General features: G+C 63.1%; 1 protein-coding gene. It reads right to left on the bottom strand.

The annotated features are described in order from the left end of the window. Positions 1–22 precede the first annotated feature (22 nt). Entirely contained in the window at positions 23–1,228 is a 1,206-nt protein-coding gene (locus HWX87_RS37595) for an IS110 family transposase (RefSeq protein WP_176051831.1), read from the bottom strand. Between the last annotated feature and the right edge of the window lie 233 nt (positions 1,229–1,461).

Genomic DNA, 1,461 nt, shown 5'->3' with positions numbered 1-1,461 from the left:
GGGGGTGCCCCTATGTGTTTCGTCAAGCGTTAGGGACTGACTTGGGTTGGTAAATGGTGCCGTCGCGCAGCATGGCGAACAGAACGTCGCAGCGTCGCCGTGCGAGCGCGATGAGCGCTTGGTTATGACGCTTGCCTTGCTGGATCTTGCGGGAGTAATAGGCCCGTGAGATTGGGTCCCGCAATGCCGCGAAGGCGGACAGGAACAATGCGCGCTTGAGTACCTTGTTGCCGCGTCTAGACGGATGCTCACCGCGGATGGATGAGCCAGAGCGCCGGGTTACCGGGGCAAGGCCAGCATAGGCTGCCAAGTGGGCGGCCGAAGCGAAGGCTTTGTGGGCAACTTCGGTCAGGAGTCTGGCGGCGGTCCTGACGCCGACTCCCGGCATGCTGGTCAGGACCGGCCAAAGAGGGTGAGCAAGCACCAGTCGTTCAACCTCGGCAGCGACTTCGTCGCGTTGCTGACGCAAGGCCGCAAGCTGCTGGGCCAAACGGGGCATGACGATGGTGGCGGCTTGCGTGCCGGGCACGGTCACGGCTTGTTCGCTCAGTGCCTGAACGATCTCGGCCGCTAAGCCTTTGCCCATGCGAGGAGCGAGCTTGGTCAGGCGATTGGCGAGCGTCTTCTCGCTGGTTCCGGCAAGCGCGGCGGGCGACGGATAGCGCTCAAGCAGATCGAGTACCGCTGGATGGTCAAGGCGCGGTCCGAGAACACGCTCGAGCGCCGGATGGATCTGAGTAAGCAGGCCGCGAATGCGGTTGCTGGTTTGCGTGACCTGAGCGGCGAGGTCGTCATCGAAGCCGCAGAGCATGGTGAGTTCGGCGAGCTGCTCGTCGGCCAGTCGAAGCGAGCGCAGCGTATGCGGCATCGAGCGAGCGGCTTCGGCGATGATGGCGGCGTCGCGGGCATCGGTCTTTGCTTCGCCGGCGTGCAAATCAGCGATGCGGCGCATGGCCAGTCCGGGCAGATAGGCAACGAGTACGCCTTCAGCGCGGGCGACGGCTACAGGAAGCGCACCGATGGTGGAAGGCTGGTCGACGACGAACAGTAGTCGACCGTGAGTCTTGAGTTCCGTGATGAGGGCGCGCAGCTTGGCCTCGTCGTTGGGTAGAGCCTTGTTGTACAGGCGCTTACCGCTCCGATCGAGTGCCACGGCGTGATGATGGCCTTTACCGACATCGACGCCGATAAAGACATCGACGGCGTCACGTTGTTGAGTGTCTTGCATCGCAGTTTATGCAGAGTGAACGGATTGGCCTGCAACAACGGTGGCAAGTCTCGGCATCCACGTTACGGACGGCGTCGGGAAATCCCGGCCAAACCCCTATCAGCGATCACCAGCCACCCACCAGGCCCGGTGACAACACCCCCCGGATCATGACTGCGACTGGGGGCGGGAATCATGCCGGGCCTGGCTGGCCATAGCCCCGATTATCGGGGCGTGAAGATAGTAACGGGGCG

The sequence above is a fragment of the Burkholderia sp. BCC1644 genome, assembly GCF_902833225.1.
Lineage (GTDB): Bacteria > Pseudomonadota > Gammaproteobacteria > Burkholderiales > Burkholderiaceae > Burkholderia.
Note: the sequence above shows the minus strand (reverse complement) of the source record. Positions and strands in the feature narration are given on the sequence as shown.